General features: G+C 61.5%; 19 protein-coding genes. 7 read left to right on the top strand and 12 right to left on the bottom strand.

Annotated elements, in window-relative coordinates; genetic code table 11:
- The first annotated feature begins 31 nt into the window (after nt 1-31).
- The 5 genes from BM216_RS11665 (at nt 32) to BM216_RS11645 (ending at nt 5,638) form a co-directional block, all read left to right on the top strand.
- Nucleotides 32-733, top strand: coding sequence for a gluconate 2-dehydrogenase subunit 3 family protein (locus tag BM216_RS11665; RefSeq protein ID WP_092999235.1), 702 nt, complete (start codon nt 32-34; stop codon nt 731-733).
- Nucleotides 734-738: 5 nt separating this feature from the next.
- Complete coding sequence (locus tag BM216_RS11660) at nt 739-2,508, top strand: GMC family oxidoreductase (RefSeq protein WP_092999233.1); 1,770 nt, start codon at nt 739-741, stop codon at nt 2,506-2,508.
- Nucleotides 2,509-2,519: 11 nt separating this feature from the next.
- Nucleotides 2,520-3,842: a c-type cytochrome gene (locus BM216_RS11655; RefSeq protein ID WP_092999231.1), complete on the top strand. Its 1,323-nt coding sequence runs from the start codon at nt 2,520-2,522 to the stop codon at nt 3,840-3,842.
- Between the two features lie 388 nt (nt 3,843-4,230).
- Complete coding sequence (locus BM216_RS11650; protein ID WP_177230763.1) at nt 4,231-5,028, top strand: HD-GYP domain-containing protein; 798 nt, start codon at nt 4,231-4,233, stop codon at nt 5,026-5,028.
- 205 nt (nt 5,029-5,233) lie between these two features.
- Complete coding sequence (locus BM216_RS11645) at nt 5,234-5,638, top strand: DoxX family protein (protein ID WP_092999409.1); 405 nt, start codon at nt 5,234-5,236, stop codon at nt 5,636-5,638.
- A gap of 62 nt (nt 5,639-5,700) precedes the next feature.
- On the opposite strand, the gene BM216_RS11640 is transcribed toward BM216_RS11645, so the two are convergent.
- From BM216_RS11640 to BM216_RS11610, 7 genes are all read right to left on the bottom strand, one after another.
- A complete protein-coding gene (locus tag BM216_RS11640) occupies nt 5,701-6,873 on the bottom strand; it encodes a Gfo/Idh/MocA family protein (protein ID WP_092999227.1) in 1,173 nt (390 codons plus the stop codon).
- Nucleotides 6,874-6,885: 12 nt separating this feature from the next.
- Nucleotides 6,886-7,938: a sugar phosphate isomerase/epimerase family protein gene (locus tag BM216_RS11635; protein ID WP_092999225.1), complete on the bottom strand. Its 1,053-nt coding sequence runs from the start codon at nt 7,936-7,938 to the stop codon at nt 6,886-6,888.
- A 77-nt stretch (nt 7,939-8,015) separates the two neighbouring features.
- Nucleotides 8,016-8,981 carry a substrate-binding domain-containing protein gene (locus BM216_RS11630; protein ID WP_092999223.1) on the bottom strand — a complete coding sequence of 322 codons (966 nt, stop codon included), beginning with the start codon at nt 8,979-8,981 and terminating at the stop codon, nt 8,016-8,018.
- A gap of 132 nt (nt 8,982-9,113) precedes the next feature.
- On the bottom strand, nt 9,114-10,115 hold the full coding sequence (locus BM216_RS11625; RefSeq protein ID WP_092999221.1) for an ABC transporter permease: 1,002 nt from the start codon (nt 10,113-10,115) through the stop codon (nt 9,114-9,116).
- A complete protein-coding gene (locus tag BM216_RS11620) occupies nt 10,112-11,641 on the bottom strand; it encodes a sugar ABC transporter ATP-binding protein (RefSeq protein WP_092999219.1) in 1,530 nt (509 codons plus the stop codon). Before BM216_RS11620 ends, BM216_RS11625 begins: the two co-directional genes overlap by 4 nt.
- A gap of 215 nt (nt 11,642-11,856) precedes the next feature.
- A complete protein-coding gene (locus BM216_RS11615; RefSeq protein ID WP_092999217.1) occupies nt 11,857-12,108 on the bottom strand; it encodes a hypothetical protein in 252 nt (83 codons plus the stop codon).
- Nucleotides 12,109-12,270: 162 nt separating this feature from the next.
- On the bottom strand, nt 12,271-12,642 hold the full coding sequence (locus tag BM216_RS11610; RefSeq protein WP_092999215.1) for a winged helix-turn-helix transcriptional regulator: 372 nt from the start codon (nt 12,640-12,642) through the stop codon (nt 12,271-12,273).
- 107 nt (nt 12,643-12,749) lie between these two features.
- Between BM216_RS11610 and BM216_RS11605 the strand changes: the two genes are divergently transcribed.
- A complete protein-coding gene (locus tag BM216_RS11605) occupies nt 12,750-13,811 on the top strand; it encodes an SDR family oxidoreductase (protein WP_092999213.1) in 1,062 nt (353 codons plus the stop codon).
- Nucleotides 13,812-13,856: 45 nt separating this feature from the next.
- On the opposite strand, the gene xylA is transcribed toward BM216_RS11605, so the two are convergent.
- From xylA to BM216_RS11580, 5 genes are all read right to left on the bottom strand, one after another.
- A complete protein-coding gene (gene xylA / locus BM216_RS11600; RefSeq protein ID WP_092999211.1) occupies nt 13,857-15,167 on the bottom strand; it encodes a xylose isomerase in 1,311 nt (436 codons plus the stop codon).
- A 297-nt stretch (nt 15,168-15,464) separates the two neighbouring features.
- Nucleotides 15,465-16,919 carry a xylulokinase gene (gene xylB / locus BM216_RS11595; RefSeq protein ID WP_092999209.1) on the bottom strand — a complete coding sequence of 485 codons (1,455 nt, stop codon included), beginning with the start codon at nt 16,917-16,919 and terminating at the stop codon, nt 15,465-15,467.
- A gap of 87 nt (nt 16,920-17,006) precedes the next feature.
- Entirely contained in the window at nt 17,007-18,032 is a 1,026-nt protein-coding gene (locus tag BM216_RS11590; protein WP_092999207.1) for a LacI family DNA-binding transcriptional regulator, read from the bottom strand.
- A gap of 133 nt (nt 18,033-18,165) precedes the next feature.
- Nucleotides 18,166-19,767 (bottom strand): DHA2 family efflux MFS transporter permease subunit, encoded by a 1,602-nt coding sequence (locus BM216_RS11585; RefSeq protein WP_092999205.1) that lies wholly within the window; start codon nt 19,765-19,767, stop codon nt 18,166-18,168.
- Nucleotides 19,768-19,840: 73 nt separating this feature from the next.
- Nucleotides 19,841-21,073: an HlyD family secretion protein gene (locus BM216_RS11580; RefSeq protein WP_092999203.1), complete on the bottom strand. Its 1,233-nt coding sequence runs from the start codon at nt 21,071-21,073 to the stop codon at nt 19,841-19,843.
- 134 nt (nt 21,074-21,207) lie between these two features.
- Here BM216_RS11580 and BM216_RS11575 point away from each other — a divergent pair, with 134 nt between their 5' ends.
- The gene (locus BM216_RS11575; protein ID WP_092999201.1) at nt 21,208-21,918 is read left to right on the top strand and encodes a TetR/AcrR family transcriptional regulator; all 711 of its coding nucleotides are present in this window, start codon (nt 21,208-21,210) and stop codon (nt 21,916-21,918) included.
- The last annotated feature ends 68 nt before the right edge of the window (nt 21,919-21,986 follow it).

Raw genomic sequence — 21,986 nt, 5'->3', positions numbered from 1 at the left:
CTGCCCCTGCGCAGCCACCAAGGAGCTAACAATGAGAGATCTTCCGGGCTTGCCGTCCCGCAGAAGCTTCCTGAAAGCATCTGCGGCGACTGCGGCAGTCGCCGGCATCGTGACGAACGCGAAAGCCGAGCAGAAACCAGAACCGGTGGCACTCACCGAATACAAGCCGGACTGTCTTAAGCCCACGGAGTGGGCCTTCGTCATGGCAGCCGTGGCAAGACTGATCCCGTCGGAAGGCGATGGCCCCGGCGCGATCGAGGCACGCGTACCGGTCTTCATCGACATGCAGCTCGCCGGCGACTACGGCAAGGCAGCCGACTGGTACATGCAGGGCCCGCACGAGGCGGACGCAAGCCCGTTGCGCGGCTGGCAGACTCCGCTCACCCCGCTGGAAATCTACCAGCAGGCCATCCCGGTCTTCGATGAATGGTGCAAGGCGACCCACGGCAAGATCTTCGCCGAACTGGATGCCGAGACCCAGGACAAGGCTCTCACCTCGCTCCAGAAGGACGAGATGAAGATCAAGCCGGAACTGCGTGACTTCTTCACCATCCTGCTCGGCAACACGAAGGAAGGCTATTTCGCCGACCCGATGTATGGCGGCAACCACGGCATGCAGGCCTGGAAGTATATCGGCTTCCCCGGCGCCCGCGGTTCCTACAAGGAGTGGGTCTTGAAGCACAACGTCAAGTACCCGCTCGGCCCTGTCTCAATCTCCGGCGAAAGGGCGTAAGTACCATGGCACGCACTGAAAAGAAAAAAGACGTGGTCATCGTCGGCCTCGGCTGGACCGGCTCCATCCTCGGCATGGAACTGGCGCAGGACGGTCTGGAAATCGTCGCTCTCGAGCGCGGTCACGACCAGAACACCGTTCCGGATTTCCAGTTTCCGAACATGATCGACGAGCTGAAATACGGCGTCCGCCTCGGCATGATGCAGAAGCCGCGCAACTCGACCGTCACCATCCGCCGCAGCGACAGCGAAACCGCCCTGCCTTATCGCAGCCTCGGCTCCTTCCTGCCGGGCAATGGCGTCGGTGGTGCCGGCACCCACTGGAACGGCCTCAACTGGCGTCCGATGCTGTCGGAATACCGTCTGCGCTCCTATGTCGAAGAACGCTGGGGCGCCGGCATCATTCCGGAAGACATGAACCTTCAGGACTATCCGGTTACCTATGACGAGCTGGAGCCCTTCTTCGACCGCTTCGAGCATGTCGCCGGCATTTCCGGCAAGGCCGGCAACATCAAGGGACAGATCGTCGAAGGCGGCAATCCGTTCGAGGCGCCGCGCTCGCGCGACTACCCGATGCCGGCAATGCCTTCGACCTGGGACGGCGCCAAGTTCGGCGAAGTGACGAAGTCGATGGGTTACCATCCCTTCCCGCGTCCGGGCGGCATCGCCTCGCAGGCCTATGTCAACGAATACGGCATGCAGATGGGCCCGTGCAACCACTGCGGTTTCTGCGAGCGCTTCGGCTGCTACAACTACTCCAAGTCCTCGCCGCAGACGGCCATCCTCGATGCCCTGAAGCGCAAGCCGAACTTTGAATACCGCACCCATGCGGAAGTTCTGCGCGTGGAAATGGCAGCCGACGGCAAGACGGCGACCGGCGTCACCTATTTCGACGAAAAGACGCAGGAAGAAGTCTTCCAGCCGGCCGACCTCGTCATCCTTGCCGCCTATCAGCTGCACAACGTGCACCTGATGCTGCTGTCGGGCATCGGCCAGCCCTACGACCCGGCAACGGGCGAAGGCGTCACCGGCCGTAACTATGCCTACCAGATGAACGGCGGCTACACGCTGTTCTTCAAGGACGAGGTGTTCAACCCGTTCATCGGCACCGGTGCCAACGGCATGACCATCGACGACTTCGGCATCGACAATATCGACTTCGGCAAGGAAGGCTTTATCGGCGGCGCCTACATTTCTGCCGGCCAGTCCAACGGCCAGCCGATCCGCTCGATGGCTCTGCCCAAGGGTACGCCGTCCTGGGGTGCCGGCTGGAAGGAAGGCATCGGCGAATGGTACGGCCACTCGATGTCGATCGGTTCGCACGGTTCGCACATGGCCTACCGCGGCAACCACCTCGACCTCGACCCGACCTACAAGGACCGCCATGGCCGTCCGCTGATGCGTATGACGTTCAACTGGAACAACAACGACATCCGCATGACGCAGTTCATGAAGTCCAAGATCGAGCCGATCGCTCAGGCCCTGAACCCGACCTCGATGCAGGAAGGCTTCAAGAAGGAAGGTGCGATGTACGACGTACGTCCGTACCAGACGACCCACAATGTCGGCGGCTCCGTCATGGGTGCCGATCCCAAGACGTCGGCGGTCAACCGCTATCTGCAGGCCTGGGACAAGCACAACATCTTCGTGCTCGGCGCCGGCGCCTTCCCGCAGAACACCCAGTACAACCCGACCGGCATGGTCGGCGGTCTCGCCTATTGGGCCGCCCACGCCATCCGCACGGATTACCTGCGTAACCCGCGGCCGCTGGTGTGAGGAGAACATAGATGAAAAAGCTCATTCGCGTTCTCGGCGCACTCGTCGTTCTGGGCGTCGTCGCCCTCCTCGCCTTCATCTTCGTACCGGTGCAGCGCACCGGCCCGGTCACCCAACTCGCGGCCGACTACAAGCCGGCCAAGGGCGAAGGTGAATACATCATGCGTGCCGGCGACTGTCTGGCCTGCCACACCAACGAGGGCGGCAAGCCCTTCGCGGGCGGCCGTGCCATCCAGAGCCCGATGGGCACGATCTGGACCACCAACATCACGCCCGACAAGGAGACCGGCATCGGCAACTGGACGCTCGACGACTTTCGCGCGGCCCTCTACGATGGCGTAACCCCGAACGGCACGCATCTCTACCCGGCCATGCCGTACGAGAACTATCGCAAGATGTCGGAAGAGGACATTGTCGCCCTCTACGACTACTTCATGCATGAGGTAGAACCGGTCTCCAACAAGGTCGAAGAGACCAAGCTTGGCTTCCCGTTCAACCTGCGCTTCGGCCTGCGCGCCTGGAACTGGCTGGCTGCCAGCTACGAGCCTGGCTTCAAGCCGGCGCAAGGCCAGGACGAGCAGTTCAACCGCGGCAAGTATCTCGTTGAAGGCGCCGGCCACTGCGCCGCCTGCCACAGCCCGCGCAACCTGTTCATGGCGCAGGACGGCATCGACGATACGTCCAAGGCCTTCCTGACCGGCGGCGAGATCGACGGCTACACCGCCCCCGACCTTCGTGGTCCGGAAAGCGGCCCGCAGAAGTGGACCACCGAGCAGACCGCAGCTTATCTCGCGACTGCCCGTAACGCCCACTCCACGGCAACCGGCGAAATGATGCTCGTCGTGCGTGACTCGCTGCAGTACCTTTCCCATGAGGACAACACGGCGATCGCCGCCTACCTCAAGAAGATCGGCACCGGCCCGGCAAACGCTGCGGCGACCCCGGCTGAACCGGTCGTCACCGAAACAGAAAAGATGCTGACGGAAGCCAAGGCGGACATGCCTCTCGGCCCCCGCCTCTATCTCGACAGCTGCGGTGGCTGCCACTTCGTCAACGGCAAGGGTGCCGCAGAAATCTTCCCGGAACTCGACGGCAACTCGCTCGTCACCGCGAAGTCTCCGAAGGGTCTGATCAGCGTCATTCTTCACGGCGCGGAACTGCCTTCGACGGCAGACCGTCCGATGAAGGTCCGCATGCAGGGCTACGACAAGCGTCTCTCCGACGAAGAGATCGCAGCGCTTGCTACCTTCCTTCGCGAAGGTTGGACCAACAAGGCTCCGGCAGTCTCGGCAGCAGACGTCAAGGCCGTTCGCGACCTGGCAACACACCACTGATAAATTTCGCCCCGCCGTTCATGACGGCGGGGCGATTACGCCGTCAAACGTATGGCGAACAAAAAACCACCAGCAATTGATTTAGCGATAATGAATAAATCTAGAAAACGAAATAAAGAATGAAATATTTACGAGTATTGCGTACGGTATAGTACCAAAGCAATATAAAATAAGCGTATTCCAGAAAACCCGATCAGCAGATTAAGTATTTATTTTATTCTTACAGGTTGAAATACCCCTAGTTTTTAGGGGTCTGATCACCGTGATCGTTCGCTTGCCAAAAAATCTTGCCCAAACCGGGATCTATGTCGAATCTGTCGACTGCCCGAGCTTCGAATTCTCCCGTCGTCGTTTCATGCTTGAAACGCAGGATGATTTAAACGCAATCATGTCGTCATCGGCTGTCGAACTGATGGTCAGCCAAACGAAAAGCCGGATCGACGTCGCCGCCCTCATACGGCGAGCTCCTAGCGGATATGTTCAGCCGACGCCGACCCAGCGATCCTTGAAGGCCGACACGATTGCCGCCATCGACGACGCGATGCAGTCGATGCGGGAAAGCGTCGAGGGATTGATGTCCGGCACCCTGGATATGGGCAAGGCCGGCGCTGCCGCTCTTGCAGCGCGCCGAAGCCTCGAAACCGCGCCTGACCTGTTTCTCGAAGTGTCGCGACTGAAGGAGAAGCACGAGGAAACCTACCTTCATTCCGTCGCGGTGGCCGGCCTCATGGGCCGTCTGGCCGAACAGCTCGACATGGATGACGCGATGGTCGAGGAAATCGGCAGGGCCGGCATCCTGCACGATCTGGGCAAGCTTCTCATTCCCAACGCCATCCTCAATAAGCCCGGCAAGCTGGACAAGGCGGAATGGCGCGTCATCCGCAGCCACCCCGTACTTGGCTACCAGCGTCTTCTGGAGTTGGGCGAGACGTCCGATCTCATCCTCGACGTCTGCCGCCTCCACCATGAAGCGCTCGACGGCAGCGGCTATCCGCTCAGATTGCGGGACGACGAAATCAGCCTGGCGGTGCGCATCTGCACCGTCTGCGATGTGTTCGATGCTCTGACCAGCGTTCGCCCCTACAAGAAGGCCTGGTCGAGCAGCGAGGCGATCAACTGGATGTACGACCAGAACAACCTGTTTGACCGCAAGCTGGTCCTGCGGCTCGGATCGCTCTTCGGCTGAGACGCTTCATTCGCGGGCAAGAGCGACGGACACCAAAAAAACGACCCGGCAGGGCGTTGGATAGATCACATGCCCTTTTCCTCAGGGGCTTTCCACAGGCCAACACGACCGCTGCCGCCGATCACGCATGTTTCAACTGAAATTGTATTGCACTGCAGCATGGTGCAACGGATGAGGCAATTCCACTCATCACATGGAAGCGCTCATGCTGCAAAACCTCGACAGATCCCAGCCCTATCTTCTCAGCCTTCTGCGCGCCGTCTCGGCGTTGGTGCTCTTCAGCTACGGCACCCAGAAGATCCTTCACTTTCCCTTCGCGGAGAAGGTACCGGCAGTCGGAACTCTGCCTTGGATCGCAGGCCTGTTCGAACTCATTCTCGGCTTTTGCGTGCTGATCGGCTTCAAGACCCGTCCCGCCGCCTTCATCCTGTCGGGCCTGATGGCATTCGCTTATTTCATCGGCCATTTTCCGCGCGGCTTCTACCCAGCACAGAATGGCGGGGTCGCCTCCATCCTGTTCTGCTTCATCTTCCTCTACATCTTCGCAGCCGGCCCTGGCCCGGTCAGCGTCGACGCCAAGATGAAGGGCAAGCAGGCGGCATTCGCCTGATCTGCCACTCAGCATTCCCAAGACAGGCAACCCGGAGCGGCGACGCTCCGGGTTTTCTGTTTTTAAAGCTTCACCCAGGCGCCGTTCTTCTTCGACGAAGCGACGCAGGCTTCGACGAAGGCGACGCCCTTAACCCCATCGTCGACGGTCGGATAGATCACGGCCTTGTCCACCGCCTTGCCGGCCTTGTGGGCATGGATCGCCCGTGCAGCCTCGGTATAGATCGTCGCGAAGGCTTCAAGATAACCTTCCGGGTGACCGCCGGGAATGCGGCTGACGCGCGCCGCAGCCTCCCCTGCCCCCGCACCGTTACGGGTGATCAGCCGCTTCGGTTCGCCGAAAGGCGTGAACCAAAGATAGTTCGGGTTCTCCTGCGCCCATTCGAGCCCGCCCTTTTCGCCATAGACCCGCAGTTTCAAGCCGTTCTCGTTGCCCGGCGCCACCTGGCTGCACCAGAGCATGCCCTTGGCCCCTTCTGCAAAGCGCAGCATCACATGGGCATTGTCATCCAGCCGGCGGCCGGGAACGAAACTGTCGAGATCGGCAGCAAGACTTTCCAGCGTCAACCCGGTGACGAAGGACGCGAGATTATAGGCATGCGTGCCGATATCGCCGGTCGAGCCGCCGGCACCGGACTGCGCCGGATCGGTGCGCCACACGGCCTGCTTGGCGCCGGTCTGTTCGGCGGCTTCCGTCAGCCAGTCCTGCGCATATTCGACCTGCACGACACGGATCTTGCCGAGTTCGCCATTGGCGATCATTTCGCGCGCCTGCCGCACCATCGGATAGCCGGTGTAATTGTGGGTGAGGATGAACAGCGCCTTGCTGTCATCCGCCGCCTTCTTCAGCTTCTTCGCGTCCGCAAGGTTCGAGGTCAGCGGCTTGTCGCAAATCACATGGATGCCGCGCTTCAGGAACTCGCGCGCCGCTTCGAAATGCACATGGTTCGGCGTGACGATCGACACCGCTTCGATACCATCCTTCAGTCGTGCCTCGCGGATCGCCATGTCCTTGTAGGAGCCGTATGTACGCGCGCTGTCGAGACCCAGTTCGCGCCCCGAAGCCAGCGCCTTTTCCGGCGTCGAGGAGAGCGCTCCGGCCACGAGTTCGAACTGGTCGTCCAGCCGCGCCGCCATGCGATGCACCGCGCCGATGAAGGCGCCGGAACCGCCGCCCACCATGCCGAGCCGGATCCGCGGCTCACGCGCCTCGGCCTGTTTGCCTTCGATTGCCATGAAAAAATCTCCTTAAAGTCCCAGCATGCGCCGGTTGGCCGCCTCATCCGTGCCGCTGGAGGCGAAGTCATCGAAGGCGTGCTCGGTGACGCGGATGATATGCGCCTTGACGAATTCGGCTCCTTCGCGGGCGCCGTCTTCCGGATGCTTCAGCGCGCATTCCCATTCGACCACAGCCCAGCCATCGAAATCATTGGCCGTCATCTTGGAGAAGACGGCGCCGAAATCCACCTGCCCGTCGCCGAGCGAGCGGAAGCGACCGGCGCGTTCCACCCAGCCCTGATAACCACCATAGACACCCTGCCGCCCGGTCGGATTGAATTCCGCGTCCTTGACGTGGAACATCTTGATCCGGTCCTTGTAGATGTCGATATTGTCGAGATAGTCGAGGCATTGCAGCACATAATGCGACGGATCATAGAGCATGTTGGCACGCGGATGGTTCTTCACCCGCTCCAGGAACATCTCGAAGGTGATGCCGTCATGCAGGTCTTCGCCCGGATGGATTTCATAGCAGATGTCGACGCCGTTTTCGTCGGCATGGTCGAGGATCGGCGTCCAGCGCCGGGCCAGTTCCTCGAAGGCGGTCTCGACAAGGCCGGCCGGCCGTTGCGGCCAGGGATAGATGAACGGCCAGGCGAGCGCGCCCGAGAAGGTCGCATGCGCCTTGATGCCGAGATGTTTCGAGGCGGTCAGCGCCATCTTCACCTGATTGACGGCCCATTCCTGCCGCGCCTTCGGGTTGCCACGCACCTCGGGCACGGCAAATCCGTCGAAAGCTTCGTCATAAGCGGGATGCACCGCCACCAGCTGGCCCTGCAGATGGGTTGAAAGCTCCGTCACCTCGACGCCGTTCTGTCGCGCCACGCCGGCAAATTCATCGCAATAGTCTTTGGATTCGGCGGCTTTCTTGAGATCGATCAGCTGGCTCGCCCAGGTCGGCACCTGCACGCCGATATAGCCCTTTTCCGCCGCCCATTTGGTAATGCCGTCCCAGGTATTGAACGGCGCCGCATCGCCCGCAAACTGCCCGAGAAACAGGCCAGGGCCCTTGATCGTCTTCATGAAATACCTCCAGTTTTATGTATCGGAACATGGAACGGGCGCGCACGACGACAACCGCACGCGCCCGAAAAGGCCGATCAGAACGGCGAGTCTGGGAAGTAGAAGCTCTCCGCGTTGTCCTTGGTCACCAGCGTCGCGTCGAGAATGTATTCGCCGCTGACCGGAACCTGGTCGTAGAAGCTGCCGGCCGTGAGCTGCATGGCGGTCGCCACCATCGCCGGCGGATAAAGCACGTCGACCGGGATCATCTTGTCGCCATCCATGACGCGCTTGATCATGTCCTTGGAACCGGCACCGGCCACGACATACTGGATATCGGTACGCTTGGCCTGTTCGATTGCTTCCAGCACGCCGACCGCCATGTCGTCGTCCTGGCACCAGACCACGTCGATCTTCGGATATTTGGTCAGATAATCCTGCATGACGCGGAAGGCGTCGTCGCGGCTCCAGTTGCCGTATTGGCGATCCAGAACCTTGACCTTGGATCCTTCGATGCCCTTGTCGAAACCGTCCTGGCGCTGCTGGTCGATCGGGATCGGCAGGCCGCGGATGATGACGACTTCGGCTTCCGGCGTCGTCTCGGCAATATACTTGCCGGCGACTTCACCAAGTGCCGGGTTGTTGCCGGCGACATAGAGATTGCGGATCGTGTTGTCGTTGACGGAAGGTGCGCGGTCGACAAGCGCCACGAACTTGCCGTCATCCTTCACCTGCTGGATGGCCGAGACGAGCTGGTCCGGATCGGTCGGCAGGATGACGAGCGCATCGATGCCCTGCACGGCAAGGTCCTGCACCGCATTTGCCTGGCTTGCCGGATCGGCCGACGTCTTGACGATGACGTTGAGGCCCTTGTGCTCGGCCATCAGAAGCTTGGCGACGCGTTCGGCGTGATAGACGACGCCCGCCGTCCAGCCGTGGTCGGCTGCCGGAATGGAAACGCCGATCGTCACCTTCTTCCCTTCCTGAGCAAGGCCGAGGCTCGGGGCGGCGGCAACGGATGCCGCAAGCCCGGCGACGCCGAGACCGAATGTTCTTCTACGCATGTTCTCTCTCTCCCAAGGTTCAAGGGGTCTCTCCTCCTGACCGGGCGCACCCCAGATGCCCGGTCGATCTCTTTAATCAGGCGCATTCCGGAAAGCCGCTCCACGTTTTTCCCGGAATTGCCTGTATGCCTCTTACTTCCGCATCAGCGTCCGCTGCACCAGCATGGCGATGATGATGATCGCCCCCTGGATCGCGCCGATCAGATATTCGCTGACGAAGTTGGACAGCAGCATGATGTTGCCGACGATCTCCAGGATGAAGGCGCCGCAGACCGTGCCCCATATGCGGCCGACGCCGCCCCTCAACGCCGTGCCGCCGACGACGACCGCCGTGATCGCCTGCAGCTCCCACAGAATGCCGGTCGTGGCCGAGGTCGAACCGAGACGCGGCACATAGATCAGGACCGCGACGGCGACGCAGAGCCCCTGCACGACATAGGCGATGGTCCGAACGCGCTGGACGGATATGCCCGAATAGCGCGCCACTTCCTCGTTCGAACCGACGGCGATCAGATGTCGGCCGTAGCGTGTGCGGTAGAGCACGAAGGCGGCGAGTGCTGCGGTGACGAAGATGACGATGATCGGGATCGGGACGCCGAACACGTCGCCGAAATAGACCGGGCGATAAAGCTGCTGCAACTCGCGATCCCGAAGCGTGATGGACCCGCCTTGGGACAGCCATGTTGTTAGGCCGCGATAAATGCCCATCGTGCCGAGCGTGGCGATGAAGGGCTCGATCTTGCCGACCGTGGTGATCAGCCCGTTGGCGAGCCCGCAGGCGGCACCGAGTGCCAGCGCCACCAGCATGCCCGCAACCAGCATCATCATCGGGTCGGCGATGGCGCCGGAATTCATGAACATGATCATCAGGCTCGCGACGAAGGCCACCATCGAGCCGACCGACAGATCGAGCCCGCCCGACGAGATCACATAGGTCGCGCCGAGCGCAATAATGGCGATGAAGGCGCTGCGGGTGATGACATTGGTCAGGTTCGCAAGCGAGACGAAATTAGGATTGGCGAAATAGCCGAGCACCAGAAGCAGCGCCAGCGCCACGAAGGGCGCGATCGCAGCCATGTCCCAGTCCTTGGACGTCTTCGGCGCCTTGGACGTGTCCGTTACCGCCGCGTTCATGCCGCCTCTCCCGAACCCGCATTGACGCCGGTCGCAAGCTGGACGATCTCGTTTTCGGTCATGTGTTCTCCCTGAACCTCGCCGACGATGCGGCCGCCGCGCATCACCAGGATGCGGTCGCAGATGCCGATCAGCTCAGGCATTTCGGAGGAGACGACGATGATCGAGCGTCCTTCCGCAGCCAGGCTGGCGATGAATTTGTAGATCTGTTCCTTGTTGCCGATATCGATGCCGCGCGTCGGCTCGTCGATGATGACGACCTGCGGGTCGAGCAGCATCATCTTGGCGAGCAACAGCTTCTGCTGGTTGCCGCCTGACAGCTGGCCGGCAAGGATTTCCTTGGTGCCGGTGCGGATGTCGAAATCGCGGATCGCCTTGTCCAGCGCCTCGCCTTCCCGCTTGCGGTCGATCTGCAGGCCGCGGATGAACTTGCCGAGCGAGGCGAGCGTCAGGTTGACGCGCAGGTCCTTGGTGAGCAGCAGGCCCTTGCCCTTGCGATCTTCCGACAGATAGGCGACACCCGCCTTGAGGCTGGAATGCACGTCGGTGAAATGAACCGGCCGGCCGTTGAACCGCACATTGCCCTTGGCCGTGCGCAGGCCCACCAGACCTTCCATCAGTTCGGTGCGCCCCGCGCCGATCAGCCCGGCAAAACCGAGGATCTCCCCCTTCCGCAGGGCGAAGGCCGCGTCCCGCGCATAGCCCGGCACGTCGAAGCCTTCGACCTCGAGCACCGTCTCGCGCGCTTCGGCCGCATGGCGGTCGGGATAGAGCTTTGCCACATCACGACCAACCATCAGCCGCGCCATGTCGGCAGGCTCCAGCTCGGTCGTCTCATGCGAGGCAACCAGCCGGCCGTCCCGCAGAACGGTGACACGGTCCGCAATCTCCTTCACCTCCGGCAGGCGGTGCGAGATGTAGAGCACGCCGACACCCTTGGCGCGGATATCAGTGATAACCTTCAGCAGCGCTTCCGTCTCATGCGGCGTCAGCGATGCGGTCGGCTCATCGAAGATGACGACGCGATGGGGCACGAGCAGGACGCGAGCGATCTGCACCAGCTGCCTTTGCGCGATGGAGAGCCGCGAGACGATCGCGTTCGGGTCGATGTCGGCGCCGAGATCGCGGATCGCCTTGGCGGCGCCCTCGTTCATCGTCCGGTCGTCGACTGTAAGCCCCTTGCCCAGCTCCCGGCCGAGATAGATGTTCTGCGCCACCGTCAGGTCCGGGGCCAGCAGGATTTCCTGATGCACCAGCACGATGCCGTGTTTTTCCGCATCCACCGGACCGGAAAAGCTCATCGGCTGGCCGTCGATCAGCAACTCGCCACGCGTCGGCTGGTGATTGCCGGCGAGGATCTTCATCAGCGTCGACTTGCCGGCGCCGTTTTCGCCGATGATGGCATGCACTTCGCCGGGCCTGACCGTGAGGCTGATATCCTTGAGGACTTCGACGATCCCGAATGTCTTGGAAAGGCCGCGCGCATCGAGAAGCGGCACGGCAGATGAATTGGACGCCGCGATCATGCCGCGCGCCTGAAAATGATAAGCGTCGTGAAGCTGCCGCTATGCGGCTTGCCCCCAACGCCTGCCTCCTCGCAAGCGATGTGGTGCACCTGAAGTCCTCCCTGGATTTCAGGCTATCGAAGATTCTGAGGTACGTAAAGCAGCTTTCGGCCTCAACTTCGCGTCATGATGGCGTGGGCAGTTTTTCTCTCTCCGCACGCCCATCTCCGCAGGGACTATTCCCTGATGATCGGGCGGCGGTTGAGAAGCTTCAGCCGCCGGTCAGGCAGCACCCTGTAGGTTTCGTTGTAGTTGACGCCATTGCTGTAGAAATTGTGCTGGACGATACTGCCGACGGGCGCTTTCCTGAGCTTGGTTTTCGGTTGCGTGGGATAGACGAGACTGCCGGGAATTGGGTCGATCGTCACGGCATGTGCCGCCGGTGCGAGGGCCGCGATGGCGATGAAAACCGCTAACAGATGTCTCATGGTCTACTCCTTGAAGCCGATCGGGAAAGCGTCGTTCCCACAATGCCGGTATCGGCCACTCAAGCTTCGTCAGTCTTACAATCATGCCTTGCTTGATTTGAATTGTAAAAATCTACCGCATTCACCGTGGTAACTTGACGCGCGACAGAAAAACCACCCGCTTCAGACGCGGTTTTTGCCCACCAGCGCATCAAGTGCATCGGCATTGTCGCGCGCCCAACTATAAAGAAGATCGATCGGCTCGACGAAGCGCGTACCGAGAGGTGTGAGGCTGTAATCGACGGCCGGCGGCACCGTGCCGTAGACCCGGCGGGTAACGAGACCTGCGGCCTCCATGTCGCGCAGGGTCTGGGTCAGCATCTTCTTGGAAATTCCGGGCAGGCTGCGCAGCAGCACGCCGGTGCGCGCACAGCCATCAAGCCGCGTGTGCAGCACATGCAGGATCATGCTTGTCCACTTGGAGGAAAATATCTCCAGCACGCGTCGCGGCGCACAGTCCTCACGCCATTCATGATCCGGTGATCCGGGCTGCATCTTCATTCTCCGGGTGGTTACGTCAGGGTGTCTATGTCCCGTTCGGGTGCCTTCTGGCACGCCTACCCGCAAAAGACTAGATGAGCCACGAAACGACAGGAGAAGTCATGACGAAGAAAGCATTGATCGTGGGCGCGAGCGGCATCGTCGGCAGCGCGACGGCCAAAGTCCTTGGCGATGAAGGCTGGCAGGTCTGGGGCCTCGCCCGCAAGCCGCAGCAACAGGAAAACGTGACGCCGGTTGCGGCTGATCTCCTCGATCCCGCGTCGCTCGCCTCCGCCCTTTCCGGCGTCGCTCCGTCGCATGTGTTCATATCGAGCTGGCTGCGGCAGCCGACGGAAGCGGAAAACATCCGCGTCAATTCCGCCATGGTGCGCAACCTGCTAGACGCCCTGTCACCGGCAGGCTCGGTACAGCATGTGGCGCTGGTGACCGGGCTCAAGCACTATCTCGGGCCGTTCGAGGCCTATGGAAAAGGCGCGCTGCCGCAGACGCCGTTCCGCGAGGAACAGGGCCGCCTTGACATCGACAACTTCTACTACGCGCAGGAAGACGAGGTTTTTGCCGCCGCCGCGCGGGACGGCTTCACCTGGAGCATCCACCGTCCCCACACGATCGTCGGCAAGGCGGTCGGAAACGCGATGAACATGGGCACCACGCTTGCCGTCTACGCGTCGATCTGCAAGCAGACGGGCCGGCCGTTCCGCTTCCCAGGCGTTGGCATGCAGTGGGATGGCCTGACCGACATGACCGATGCCGCGCTGCTTGCCCGCCATCTGTTATGGGCCTCCACCACGCCGGCAGCAGCGAACCAGGGGTTCAACGTCGTCAACGGCGACGTCTTCCGCTGGAAGTGGATGTGGAGCCGCATCGCCGAATGGTTCGGCATCGAGCCGGCGCCGTTCGACGGAACCGCCCGGCCGCTCGAGCAGCAGATGGCCGGGGATGCCGCGATCTGGCGTGAGATCGCCGAGCGTCTCGGACTGGCGGAGCCGGATATCGACCGGCTCGTCTCGCCCTGGCATACGGACGCCGATCTCGGCCGCCCGATCGAGGTCGTCACCGACATGTCGAAAAGCCGACGCCTCGGATTTCTCGACTATCAGCCGACCGACGACGCCTTCTACGCGCTGTTCGAACAACTGCGCGCCGACCGGCTCATTCCGTAAGCCCAAAAGTATCCGCCGGAGGAAAACCCTCCGGCGGATCGCTCGTCAAACGTAGCGGTTAACGACGTTTTCGAGATATTCCTGGCGGCCCGAAACCGGCTCGGGGTTGATGTTCTCGCGCTCCACTATGGCGGCGATGTCGTCGAGCTTGTATTCCCCGCGCAGCATCTTCTGCGCCTCCGGGCTGTCCCACTTCTCGTACCGGGCGCGCAGCGGCTTGGACAGAGCCTCATCCTCGACCATCTTGGCCGCAGCCTTCAGGCCGCGGGCGCAGCAATCCATGCCGCCGATATGGCCGATCAGCAGGTCTTCCGGATCGAGCGACTGGCGGCGCAGTTTCGCGTCGAAATTCGTGCCGCCGGTGGTGAAGCCACCCGCCTGCAGAACCTGGTAATAGGCAAGCGCCATTTCCGGCACGTTGTTGGGGAACTGGTCGGTATCCCAGCCGGACTGGTAGTCGTTGCGGTTCATGTCGATCGAGCCGAACAGGCCGAAGGAATTGGCCATGGCCAACTCGTGCTCGAAGGAATGGCCGGCGAGGATCGCATGGCCTTGCTCGATATTGAGCTTCACTTCCTTTTCCAGCCCGTGCTTCTGGAGGAAGGCGTAGACCGTCGAGACATCGTAGTCGTACTGGTGCTTGGTCGGCTCCTGCGGCTTCGGCTCGATCAGGATCGTGCCCTTGAAACCGATCTTGTACTTGTATTCGACGACGAGGTTGAGGAAGCGGCCCATCTGGTCGAGCTCGCGCGAAAAGTCGGTGTTGAGGATCGTCTCGTACCCCTCGCGACCGCCCCACAGCACGTAGTTGTCGCCACCGAGCTTCTTAGTCGCATCGAGGCAGGTCTTCACCGTCGCTGCGGCAAACGCAAACACATCAGGATCCGGATTGGTGGCAGCACCCGACATGTAGCGCCGATTGGAGAACATGTTGGCCGTGCCCCAGAGCAGCTTCACGCCCGTCTCGGCCTGCTTCTTCTCGAAATAATCGACGATCTCGTTGAGGTTCTTCGTGTTCTCGGCAAAGTTATTGCCCTCCGGGCGAACGTCCGCATCGTGGAAGGCATAGAAGGGCGCGCCGAGCAGCGAGAAGAATTCGAAGGCGACATCGGCCTTCAGCTTCGCCGCTTCCATCGTGTCGGAGAACCAGGGGCGCAGAAAAGTCTGGCCACCGAAGGGATCGCCGCCCGGCCAGGTGAACGAGTGCCAATAGGCGATGGCGAAGCGCAGATGGTCTTCCATCCGCTTGCCTGCGACGACCTCGTCGGGATTGTAGAAACGGAAGGCCAGCGGATTGGTGCTGTCCGGCCCCTCATACTTGATCTTCGAAATATCGCCGAAAAAGCCTGTGCTCATTTTGGTATCTCCTCCTTGAGATTTGGTCATCAAACTCTTGCATCATTCTTGAGGTACGTAAATCAGATAATGATGTACGTACCTCAATATATTTCGAGCCACCACCGTCGGCGCTCCTGATAGCAGCCACGGCGCTGCCCCTCATCCACCTTCAGGCACTTTCTCCCCGTGATGATGGGGAGAGAGATGCAAATCGCAACTTCTGCGTCCCCTCACCCCGTTTACGGGGAGAGGTCAAGCGCAGCTTGCGGCGCTCTGGCTGAAGGGCATGCCACAACCAGCAACGCCCCGAAAATATCACCCGGCAATCGCACGGATCGCCGGATAGGCCTTCCGATAACGCTGATATGCACCCTCATATGCTTCCGACAGCGCCGACACCGGCTCGACCGTCGCGTCCGTCTTCGGCGCCGTGCAGACGGAAATCGGATCGGCACCGGTCGCTGCGATCAGGCCGAGACGGGCCGCACCGAAGGCCGCGCCGAAATCGCCGTCCGCCGGGATATCCACCGGCACGCCGAGCGAGGTGGCGATCGACGACAGCCAGTAGCGCGACCGCGAACCGCCGCCGATGGCGGTGACGCGGGAGATCGACGTGCCCGCCGATTTCAGCGCTTCCAGATTGTCGCGAATGGCGAAAGTCACGCCCTCGAGCACCGCCTGGGTCAGCACCACCCGGCTCGATTCATGCTCGAGCCCGAGGAAGGCACCACGGATGACCGCATCGTTATGCGGCGTGCGCTCGCCGGAAAGATAGGGCAGGAAGGTGACGCCGGTCGGCGCCTTCAGGGTTTCGCCGAGTTCGCCGGAAAGCTCCGCCGCCGGCTTGCCCATCACCTTCGCATGCCAGTTGATCGCATCGGCGGCAGACAGGATGACGCCCATCTGGTGCCAGGTCTTCGGCAGCGCATGGCAGAAGGCATGCACGGCGCTCTCGGGCTTCGGCAGATACGAGCCGTTGGCGGCGAACAGAACACCGGACGTGCCGAGTGACACGAAGGCCTCGCCTTCCTTCACCGTACCCATGCCGCAGGCCGAGGCTGCATTGTCCCCTGCCCCACCGGCGACGACCACATCCCCGGCAATACCCCATTGCGACTTGAGTTCAACGCGCAGCCTGCCGGCCTCCTCGGTGCCTTCGACCAGCGACGGCATCTGCGCTTCGGAAAGGTCGGTCGCGGCCAGAAGCTCCGACGACCATTTGCGCGCACCGGTGTCGAGCCAGGAGGTGCCGGCGGAGTCGGACATTTCCGAAATGTGCTCGCCGGTCAGCCACAGGCGAAGATAATCCTTCGGCAGCAGAACCTTGGCGACCTTCGCAAAGATGTCCGGTTCGTTCTTCTTCACCCATGCGAGCTTCGGCGCGGTGAAGCCCGGGAAAACGATATTGCCGGTGATCTTGCGGAAGCGCGGATCGGCGTCGAGCGCCGCCGCCTCCACATGGGATCGGGTATCATTCCAGAGAATGCAGGGACGCAGCACCTTGTCGTCGGCATCGAGCAGCGTCGCGCCGTGCATCTGGCCGGAAAGACCGATGCCCTTCACGGCAGAAAGCTCTGCCGGATGCGCGGCTTTCAGGCCGGCGATCGCCTCTTCCGTGGCGCGGATCCAGTGGGCCGGGTCCTGTTCCGACCAGCCGGAATGCGGGCGCGACACGTCGAGCGCGCCGCTCGCCGAGCCGATGACCTTCTGATCGCCATCGATCAGCATCGCCTTGACGCCGGATGTGCCGAGATCGAGACCGAGATACATGCTGTCTTCTCCTTATGCGCCGCATTCTGCTGCGGCCTGTTTGTTTCGAACCTGCCCACCCATGAGACATGCCGCTTGCGGCAAGAGTTAGGGCAGGTTGTCCTTCAGGAATATGTCGATACGAATGCGCTCCTGCGCCGCGATGACCGGCAGGCCCTCGACCTTGGCCTTCAGCACACGGATGGCGCTGCGCACCTCATGGCCCGCATCCTGGTTGAGCACGGCATCGATCAGCCCTTCGGAAAGGCCCGCGCGCGTCGTCTGCGTCAATTCATGAGCAACGACCATTGGCCGCTTTTCCGGCTTCACATCCTTCAGCGCCCGCACCACGCCGCGATTGCCGGCGCCGAGGCTGTAGAGCCCGACGACATCCGGGTAACGCCCTAAGGTCGCGGAGACGAGATCGGCCGCCAGCGCCGGATCGTCCAGCGCCTCCATGACGGGCAGAACGGCGAGCCGGGTAAAATCCTCGGCCATGACGGAAAGAAAACCTTCCAGCCGTTCGCGGTGATCGCGCACCAGCATGGAACCGGCCACCACCGCCACTCGGCCATCGCGTCCGTTGAGAAAGCGGCCGAGAAGGTTAGCGGAGGTGCGCCCGGCCGCATGATTGTCGATACCGGCAAAATGCTCGCGCTCGGAGCCCGGCAGGTCGGAAACCAGGGTCACGACGGCAATGCCGGCCTCGCGCAACCGCGCCACCGCCGCCTGCACCGCTTCGCTCTCTACCGCCACGAAGGCGACGCCGTCCGGCTGGCCATCAGCGACATCATCGAGTGCCTGAGCAAGTGCGTCCGCATCGAATGGCGGCACGTCGACGACACGGATCGTCGTGCGCTCCGCACCGGACCGCAGCACCGCCTCCCGCACTTCCTCGCGCAGGCCGATCATGAAGGAATTGTCGTTGCTGGGCAGCAGGAAGACGAAGGAATAGGTGCGGCTCTTGGCAAGGTTCGCGGCCGCAACGTCGCGCACGTAACCCAGATTGGAGATCGCCTGCTCCACCCGCTCGCGGGTGATGTGGCGCACGCCCGGCCGGCCGTTGAGGACGCGATCGACCGTCGCGAGGCTGACGCCTGCGCTGCGCGCAATGTCATGAACGGTGGGCTTCATCAATTCCTCCGAGGAATTTCGTAGCCCACATTCTGAGGTACGTAAATCAGAATTTTTCGCATCTTGCCGGATACGAAAAAGGGCCGCCACCCAAGTGACGACCCCTTTCGGCGGTGGTTCTCGTATTCGGGGATCAGTGGCCTCCGCCACCGCCCCCTCCGCCCTGCGGGGCGGGTTTCTGGATCATGGCAACGCCCAATATCATCAGGCCGAACAATACGGTCAGCATCAGGAAGACGTCGCTGAAAGACATCACCACGGCCTGCTGGGTGACCATGTTGACCATGCGGCGGATGGCGCCGGTCGTGCCGTCGAGGCCGTAGGAATTGAGATTGGACGCCATATTGTTCAACTGGTCGAGCGCCATCGGATTGCCCCAGTCGAGACCTTCGCGGATCCGCTCGTAATGCACGTCCTGCCGATTGGACAGAAGCGTGCTGATGACCGCAAGACCGACCGCCCCACCGAGGTTACGAGTCAGGTTGAACAGGCCGGATGCGCCGCGGATGCGCGCCGGCGGCAGAGTGCCCAGCGCGATATTGTTGATCGGCACCATGCACATCATCAGGCCGAAACCGCGCAGGATCTGCGGCAGGAACAATTCGTAAAAGTCCCAGTCGGCGGTAATCCCAGTCATGATATAGGTGCCGGATGCAAAGCTGATAAAGCCGAGCACCATCATTGCCCTCAGATCCATGATGGTCGACAGCTTGCCGGCGATCGGCGCGGTGAAGAACATCGCCAGGCCCGAGACGAACATCGTCTCGCCGATCATCAGACTGTCGTAACCGCGGATGCGGCTGAGATAGACGGGATAGATATAGGTGAGCCCATAGAGCCCGATCCCCATGACGAAAGAGAAAATCGACCCGAAGGCGAAGTTTCTGTTCGTAAAGGCAGTCAGGTCAACGATCGGGAATTCCGCGGTAAACGCCCGGTAGAAGAAGACGATGGCACCGAGAGCCGAAGCGATCGCACCAATGACGATGAGGTGGTCGTTGAACCAGTCGTTGGAATTGCCCTCTTCGAGCACATATTCCAGCGCGCCGAGAAACACGCCCATGGAGAGCAGTCCCCACCAGTCGAATTTTTTGATCAGCGAGAATTCCGGCTTGTCGAAGTCGATGAAATTCCAGGTGACGATCGTGACGATGATGCCGGGAATGATGTTGACGAGAAAAAGCCAGTGCCAGGAAAACGCATTGGAGAGATAACCGCCGACGGTCGGGCCGATGGTCGGCGCCAGCGTCGCGATCAGGCCGATGATCGGCGAGACGATGGCGCGTTTCGACGGCGGGAAGATGGTGAAGGCGGCTGCGAAGACCGACGGGATCATGCCGCCGCCGATAAAACCCTGGATGGCGCGGTAGACGATCATCTGGTCGATATTCGACGCCGTCGCGGCAAGCGCGCTCGCCGCCGTGAACCCGGCAGCCGAGAAGGCAAACAGGTAACGGGTAGAGACGACGCGCGCCAGCGTTCCCGAGAGCGGGATCATGATGACTTCGGCGATCAGGTAGGATGTCTGCACCCAGCCGATCTCGTCCGAGCCGGCGGAAAGACCAGCCTGGATCTCGGCAAGCGATGCCGAGACGATCTGGATGTCGAGGATCGACATGAACATGCCGAGCACCATCGCGAAGAAGGCGATGAGCCGGCGCGGGTCCATGCTGTCCGTCGCCTGGGAAGGCGCGGAAGGGATCGATCCTGCTGTGGTTGTTGCGCTCCCGGCCATGGGGACCACCTCCGCCCTGCCATGAGGGCCAAATGGGACGTCCGGCCCTCTCGATAGGAGGGCCGGTATAGGGTTAGTTGTTCGGTGCCGTGCGGGTGTCGACGTCGACGACGACGCTCAGGCCCGCCCGCAGACGACCGGTATCGAGCGCATCCTGCGGCAGCGCGATGCGCACCGGCACGCGCTGGATGATCTTGGTGAAGTTGCCCGTCGCGTTTTCCGGCGGCAGCAGCGAAAAGACCGAGCCGGAAGCCGGCGACAGCGATTCCACCGTGCCTTCGATCGCATGGTCGTCATAGGCGTCGACATGCACCTTCACCTTGGAGCCGGGCACCAGATGCTGGATCTGCGTCTCCTTGAAGTTGGCGTCGATATAAAGCTGGCGGGTAGGCACGATCGCCATCAGCCGCTGACCGGGCGATACGAGATCACCTTCCTGCACCGAGCGATTGCCGACGATACCGTCATAGGGAGCCTTCAGAACCGTGAAGGACAGGTCGCGGGCAGCCTTGTCGCGCTGGATTTCCAGCGTGCGGACCTGGCCCTCTGCCTCCCGACGCTGCGCTTCGAGAATGGTGATATTGGCCTGCGCCGACTTGATCGACGCGTCGCCGCCGGCAAGATTTGCCTTGGCCTGGTCGAGCGCAACATCTGCGCTGTCGAGATCGGCGGCCGTGCCGACCGATTTCGCGGCAAGTTCCGTCTGGCGCTTCTGGGTGATCTCGGCGCCGCGGACGGCGGCCTGCAGGGCCACCTTGGAAGCCTGCGACTGGGCAAGACTTGCCTGCGCACCTTCGACCTGGGCATCAATGCGGGAAAGAGCCAGCTTTTCCGTCTCGATCTGGGCATTGGCCTGGTCGAGAGCGTTCTGGTAGTCGCCATTGTCGAGCGTGATCAGCACGTCGCCGGCCTTGACCTGCTGGTTGGCAACGACATTGACCTTGGAGACGAAGGCGGTGACCTTCGGCGTGATCGTGGCGATGTCACCTTCGATATAGGCATCGTCGGTCGAAACCATGAAACGGCCGGTCGTCCACCATTCATAACCGTACCATGCGCCACCGGCGAGAAGGCCGAGCAGAACGATCGGCAGGATGACGCCGCGCTTCTTTTTCGTCGGAGCGGCGGCAGCCGGAGCTGCTGCTGGCGGAGTGGGACCGGGTTGCGCGGGTGCCTGTTCGGGAGCGGCGGGCGCTTCGGCCGGTTCGCCCTTGCGGGCTTCGGCTTCGCTTGCCTTCGCTTCATCCTTAAGGGCGTCGTCGTTCGTCACTGCGCGCAAAGCGCCGGTGTTCTGTGATGCCGTCATCGTCGTAACCACTGTTGAAGAAAGACTGGAACCAATCGAACCGATCAGTTCGAAGCGTTGACATAACGAGTTCCATATAACATATCAAGTACTCATCGAACCGATCGGTTCGAAAAAGATCGGAAAATTAGAAAATGACGTTAAAAGGGTTAAACAAGGTCTCGGAGAAGGAGGAATCCCGGGCCACGGCATCAAGGACTGCAGGACGGTTCGCGGCCGGAGAAGACCCGGCCAAGCGCGAGCAGATTCTCGATGGCGCCAAGCGCGTCTTCATGCGGCTCGGCTTCGATGCCGCGAGCATGAACGACATCACCCGCGAGGCCGGTGTCTCGAAGGGCACGATCTACGTCTATTTCCAGAACAAGGAAGACCTGTTCGCCGCAATGGTCGAGCAGGAGCGCGCCATATTCCTCGCGACCATCCGCTCGGTTCTCGCTACCGGCGATGACATCGAGAAGAGCCTCTATGATTTCGGCGTCTCCTTCCTCACCCACATGACCGAGGAAAAGGTCATCAACGCCATGCGCACGGTGCTCGGAGTTCGCGAGCGCATGCCCGACCTGTGTCGCCGGTTCTTCAAGGGGCCGGAAAACCTGCGCACCGTCATGCGCGACTTCCTGACGCTGAAGGTAGATGTTGGCGTGCTGCGGATCGACGATATCGAATTGGCAGCCGGCCAATATATCGATCTCGTCAGCGGCGGTTATTTCAAGCTCCGCCTGTTCGGCACGATCGAGGATGCCCCGTCACGCGAGGAGGTCGACCGCGTCATTAATGGTGCAGTCTATGTCTTCATGGCGGCCTATGGTTGTCATAACAAATCCGTGATCGAAAAAATGCCTTGATCCGGCCAAAATTCTCTCCAGCTTATTCAACCTGATCTTGTCTTTGACGCCGTTGTCCTTACATCGGG

The sequence above is a fragment of the Rhizobium sp. NFR07 genome (assembly GCF_900111905.1).
In the GTDB taxonomy this organism is placed as follows: Bacteria; Pseudomonadota; Alphaproteobacteria; order Rhizobiales; family Rhizobiaceae; genus Neorhizobium.
The sequence above is the reverse complement of the archived record's forward strand: the minus strand, read 5'-3'. Positions and strand labels throughout refer to the sequence as shown.